The sequence below is a fragment of the Bacillus sp. P4_D3 genome (assembly GCF_056401855.1).
Genome location: NZ_JBFUIN010000190.1, coordinates 1 through 5,912 on the forward strand (window position 1 = coordinate 1; position 5,912 = coordinate 5,912).

Annotated in this window: 5 protein-coding genes; 2 read left to right on the forward strand and 3 right to left on the reverse strand. The window is 34.9% G+C overall.

The window, feature by feature from the left end; translation table 11 throughout:
* The coding region (locus AC1DTM_RS16665) for an arylamine N-acetyltransferase (protein ID WP_477000513.1) at positions 1-414 on the forward strand (414 nt) is incomplete at its 5' end.
* Positions 415-525: 111 nt separating this feature from the next.
* Complete coding sequence (gene pepF / locus AC1DTM_RS16670; RefSeq protein WP_016105589.1) at positions 526-2,313, forward strand: oligoendopeptidase F; 1,788 nt, start codon at positions 526-528, stop codon at positions 2,311-2,313.
* A 51-nt stretch (positions 2,314-2,364) separates the two neighbouring features.
* On the opposite strand, the gene AC1DTM_RS16675 is transcribed toward pepF, so the two are convergent.
* The 3 genes from AC1DTM_RS16675 to AC1DTM_RS16685 form a co-directional block, all read right to left on the reverse strand.
* A complete protein-coding gene (locus AC1DTM_RS16675; protein ID WP_016105590.1) occupies positions 2,365-3,411 on the reverse strand; it encodes an agmatine deiminase family protein in 1,047 nt (348 codons plus the stop codon).
* A gap of 107 nt (positions 3,412-3,518) precedes the next feature.
* The gene (locus AC1DTM_RS16680; RefSeq protein ID WP_016105591.1) at positions 3,519-5,261 is read right to left on the reverse strand and encodes an amidohydrolase; all 1,743 of its coding nucleotides are present in this window, start codon (positions 5,259-5,261) and stop codon (positions 3,519-3,521) included.
* 81 nt (positions 5,262-5,342) lie between these two features.
* A partial coding sequence (locus AC1DTM_RS16685; protein WP_477000514.1) for a GyrI-like domain-containing protein occupies positions 5,343-5,912 on the reverse strand: 570 nt, incomplete at its 5' end.

The window sequence follows — 5,912 nt, forward strand, 5'->3', positions numbered from 1 at the left end:
TACTTACCTCTTGCACCTGTCCCTTTCTCAGGTGAAGTCGTTCACTCCGTAACAGGAGATTATCGTATTCGCAAAGAAACGACTGAAAAAGGCAATTATATTTTAGAAATGCGTAAAAATAATGAGTTTCTAGATCAATCTTCTACTAATGATTGGACAGTAGGTTATGCATTTCACTTGGAAGAAGTAAATGTGGAAAAAGCAAATGCAGCACAAAAAATTATCGTTGAACATGAGGGTTCCCCTTTTAATAAAGTACCTCTTATTGTAAAACTGACTGAAAATGGGCATGCCTCTTTAACGAAAGATAGCCTTACAATAGCGAAAAACGGTAAAAAAACGAAAGAAACAGTTACAGAAGAGCAATATAAAAATCTTTTACATTCAACGTTTGGCATTACATTAAACTTTTAAAGCCTCGCCATTTCCGGCAAGGCTTTTTATTTTCCAGCAGGGATTTTTTGCAATTTGTTGTATTTCATAGTTATATAGGAACATAACTACATATTTAGAAAGGAAATGATTATGACAGAACTTAAAGATCGACTACAAGTAGCTGATAAAGAAAAATGGAATTTAACGGACATTTACCATACAATTGAAGATTGGGAAAGCGACTTTCATAAAATTGAAGTATTAACGAATGAACTACACAAGTTTAACGGAAATATTCACGATGGCAATAGTTTATTAGCTTATTTAACAAAGAGTGAAGAAATATCTAGCATAATATCTTTAATGTTCGCTTATGCAAGACTACAATCTGATCTTGATACACGCGATACTGACGCTCAATCCCTTGTCGATAAAGTATCACAATTACACGTGAAAGTAAGTGCGGCTAAATCTTTCTTTTCCCCATTCTTGCTTAGTGTAGATGAAAACACATTACATTCTTACATAGAAGAAACAGAAGGCTTACACTATTATAAAGAAGACTTATTCGAATTATACCGCTATAAAAAACACGTTTTGAATAAAGACCAAGAAGAAATTTTATCACAAATGGGTGAAGCACTCTCCTCCCCGCAGCATACATTTGGCATGTTAAATAATGCAGATATAATTTTTGGTGAAGTGACTACTGATGATGGAGAAAAAGTAAACTTAACACGTGGAATGTATTCAAAGTTAATAGAAGATGAGAATCGTGAGAAACGTAAAGAAGCTTATAAAGCTTATTACAAGCCATATATTCAGTTAAAAAACTCTATCGCTTCTACTTTGTCCGCAGCTATTAAAAATAATGTTACTGTTTCAAAGCTACGAAAATATCCATCAGCTTTAGAAAAATCATTATTTGGCGACATGGTTCCGAARGAAGTATATGAAAATTTAATCGATACGACGAAAAAAAACATTCAATCATTACATACGTATAATGAACTTAGAAAAGAAAAATTAAATGTAGATGAACTAAGACAATACGACTTGAGTGTTGATTTAGTAAAAGGTGTAAAACAAGACATTCCATACGACGAAGCGTTTGATATAATGATCGCGTCACTAGCTCCTTTAGGTGAAGAATATATCGAAACATTAAAAAGCTTTAAAGATAAACGATATATAGACGTGAGAGAAACACCAGGAAAACGTTCTGGCGCTTATAATTTTGGTGTATACGGTGTTCATCCTTTCATTCTTTTAAATCATCACGATGATTTAAATAGCCTTTTCACCCTTACTCATGAATGTGGTCACGGAATGCATACGCATTACTCACACGGATACCAGCCAAGAATTTCTGCACATTATTCCATTTTTGTCGCAGAAGTCGCTTCTACCGTAAATGAAGTGTTATTAATTCACTATTTATTAAAAGAAGCGAAAGAAACGAACGTACGTAATCATTTAATTAACTACTTTATCGATAGCTTTAAAGGTACCTTCTTTACACAAATCATGTTTGCAGAATTTGAAAAAACCACACATGAAATGGCCGAGCAAGGTAAACCATTAAATGCCCAAGTCTTTAGCGAAATTTATGAAAAGCTATTTAGAGAATATAACGGTGATTCACTTATGTTTGATGAAGAAGTAAAATATGGATGGTCTAGAATCCCTCATTTCTATCGTCCATTTTACGTGTACAAATACGCAACGGGATTCGCCTCTGCCATTCAAATCGCCGATAAATTATTAAGCGGTGATCCAAATGCACAGAAAAACTATATTGAATTCCTTAAAGGTGGAAGTTCTGACTATCCATTAAACCTACTGAAAAAAGCTGGTGTTGATTTAACTACACCAGAGCCAATTGAAAGTGCATTGAATCGATTCACCCAACTTGTTGAAGAGTTTTCAGCATTATAAGAAAAAAGCATGCAGAGTTATGCTCTGCATGCTTCTTTCATTTAAATCACTTTATTCTAAATGCTGCTGCGTCACACAGTGAATCATGCCACCATACGCATACAATTCATTTACATGAATCCCAACAATTCTTCTTCCTGGAAACTGCCCTTCAATGATTTGAAGTCCTAACTTATCATGTTCATCACCGTATATAGGAACCAATACAACTTCATTTCCAATATAAAAGTTCAAATACGAACCTTTACAGTCTGCCTCTTTTACCACTTTTCTTGTTACAGGTACTGGGATGAGCTGAAATGGATTTCCATCTATATTTCTCGCTTGTCGCAATTCTTGATAATGCTTTTCCTGCGCCTCCAAAAGGTACGACTCTCCTTCCCCAAAAGGATCATATTCATAAAGAATTGTATTTTCATTTACAAAACGCGCTGCCCCATCAATATGGTAATCTGTATCTTCATCATAATTATCCTCTCCGCGAATACCAGTTATCCATATGAAATTCGTTACTCCCAAATACTTCGTTAACTCTATTTCAATCTCTTCCTGACTTAGTGTAGGATTTCGATTTTCATTTATAATAGAAGTTTTTGCCGCCATTAAGGTGCCATTTCCATTTATCTCTATTCCTCCACCTTCTATACAAACACTAGATTTAACTTTTGGAATGCTATACATTTCACTTATTTTCTCTGGAATAACAGCGTCTTTTTCATACGGGTATTTATCCCCCCAACCATTAAATACCCAGTGTGTTAGGCAGATGTTTCTCTCTTTATCTTTTACAAAGATTGGTCCATTATCTCTTATCCAAACATCATCGGTTTCTTGAACTAAAAAATCAATTTTATCCATATTTACTTTCGCTTCAATTAACTTTGATTGGACATGTACCTTTTCTTCCTCATCACATACAACAATATGCACATTTTCTCCATAATGAAGCTCCTTTGCCATCGATATCCAAATATCATCCAACTTAGCTCTGTAACCTTCACCTCTATGCGTTTTATCATGAGGCCATTGGAGCCATGTCCCCTCATGTTTTTCCCACTCAGCAGGCATATAAAACAAACTATTTTCCATATTTCTCATACATGTTCACCCCTTCTTCGAATGTAAGTTCAGTCTAAACTTTGACATCGTGTTAAGGTCAACAGAAATATATTCATTTACTTGTGGCAACCAAATAAGATTACTCGCTATTTCTCCTTGTGATACACTACTTCTCCTTGTAAAACCGTCACTAAAACTTTCGCATTCGGAATCTTATCGGCACTCATTTTCGTAATATCTTCATTTAGTAATACCATATCAGCTGATTTCCCTACTTCAATCGAGCCAGTAATGTTATCAAGACCTAATGCTTTGGCTGGCTTAATTGTATAAGCATCAATAGCTGCATGTACATCGGATAAGCCTTTCTCATCAATACTTAATGCATTCGAAATCGTCACAAGTGGATTCAGTTCATTTACATCCCAATCACTACTAAGCGATACATTTGCTCCTGTTTTCCAAATTCGCCCTAACGGCATAATTCGTTTCATCTGTTGATCTGAAAAATACGTACTTGCCCAGCTTTGTTTAGGATCTTCCGCAAAATCATGACCTACTTGAAAATCAGCGCTAATACCTAACTCAGCAAAACGTTTTATATCACTATCTTCTACCATCTCCACATGCGTGAGCGTATAAGGCTGATTTGCCCCTTCTTTTTTCGCTGCTTCAATTGCGTTTAAACTTTCTCTTACCCCGCCGTCTCCAATCGCGTGGATTAACGCACCGTAACCAATTTTATTAAGTTCAGTCAACCACCACTTCATCTTTTCTTCTGGAATATAGTTCAAACCATATGGAGTCCCTTGAAACCACTCAAATTTATATTTTTCTAGTATTTTAGCTGTGCTATTAATACTAATTCCATCACTATACATTTTCACTTGATTTATAAGCATTCGGGATGACAAATCATCACGTTTAATTTTTTTGAAATACTCCATTTGTTCTGCTTCATTTAAATTCGGATATACCCATGGACGAAGTACTACTCGTGAAGTTAGCTTTTTTTCATCATAAACTTTATTCCAAACATCTAACCAGCCTCGCTTCCAATAGAGACGTCCATCACCGACTGTAGTAATACCATTCTTCGCAACCTCATCTAATCCGTCCAACAAACCTTCATAATTTTTTTCAAACAGATTCGGCTGGGAATTCCATGCTTTTTCCATCACAATATCTCCAGCTGTATCATAAAGAATACCAAACGGTTCTCCTGTCTCTGGATCTCGAATGATTCTTCCGCCTTGCGGATCTTTCGTATCTTTATTTATCCCAGCTAACTCCAATGCTTTCGAGTTAACCCATACAGAATGAGAGGTTCTTTCCATAATTAATACTGGATTATTAGGAAATAACTCATTTAGAACTTGTAATGGAGTTTGTTGTTCTGATTTTTCGTCCATATCTTTTAACAGCTCTTCTAAACTAAATCCAGTTCCGCTTATCCATTCCCCTTCTTTTACATCTTTTTTACACGCTTTTAAATACGAGCGTTGTTCTTGCAGCGAAGCATCTGGTGAGACACTACAATTCCCTGCTGCTGGTGATTTCGCTTCAAATATATGATTATGATTGTCCACAAAACCAGGGAGGATAAAACGCCCTTGTAAATCCACCACTTTCGTATCTTCATTTATAAATCCCTCTACATCCTTGTTTGAACCAACAAATGTAATTTTCCCTTCTTTAACGGCTACAGCCTCTACGATGTCTTGCTTTCCATTTGAAGTATAGATTGTACCATTTTTAAATACTACATTCTTCGGCAACTGATTAGGTAGAACAGAGCTACCATTCTCACCTTCTCCTACTTCAGGAGTACACGCTGAGATCCATACCATACTAAGAATTAGACAAATAAGTAAAATTTTTCTTTTCATATTCTTTCCCCTTTTTATTATGATAAATTGCTTACATATATAGAATAAGGATTGACATAATGTTAATGTCAATCCTTATTCTCATTCTATTTTCGTAACTAAAAAACAAATTTGTGTAACATACTCCTCTACTAAACAATCACATTCAGGTCCCTTTATATAGACTTCATATGGGTGACTATCTATTATATAGCCATTGCTTTCCACCCACTCTTCTAATGCCATATAAGCATAGCCTATATAGTCATAGCTGCCATAATGCATAGTAGTAACGAGTTGATGCTGATTTAGCTTTTTTATTTCGCACTCTTGTAATACGCCTTTATTGTCCTCATACATAACCGGAATTCTTAATTCAATATCACTGCGATTTGGAATATACTCTTTATCATAAAAAACTACGGATGGAGAACCGGCTATTTGAAAACTATTTTTTTGTACTTTTTCATATAAGTCATAAAAATAATCATCCATATTATCTATATCTATTTGTAATCTTTGAGCAATTACCGTTATTTCATTTCTCATTCCAATTAATATATCGTAACTTCTATGACGAGCAATATTTAAACCATTATTCATGCTTACCATTTCATTCATTTCAGAAATAACCTGTAAATTTTGTTTCACCTCATGAGATAACTCTATAAT

Coding starts and splice junctions, on each gene's coding strand:
- AC1DTM_RS16675 (WP_016105590.1), bottom strand. CDS start 3,411: ATGAGAAATATGGAAAATAGTTTGTTTTATATGCCTGCTGAGTGGGAA.
- AC1DTM_RS16680 (WP_016105591.1), bottom strand. CDS start 5,261: ATGAAAAGAAAAATTTTACTTATTTGTCTAATTCTTAGTATGGTATGG.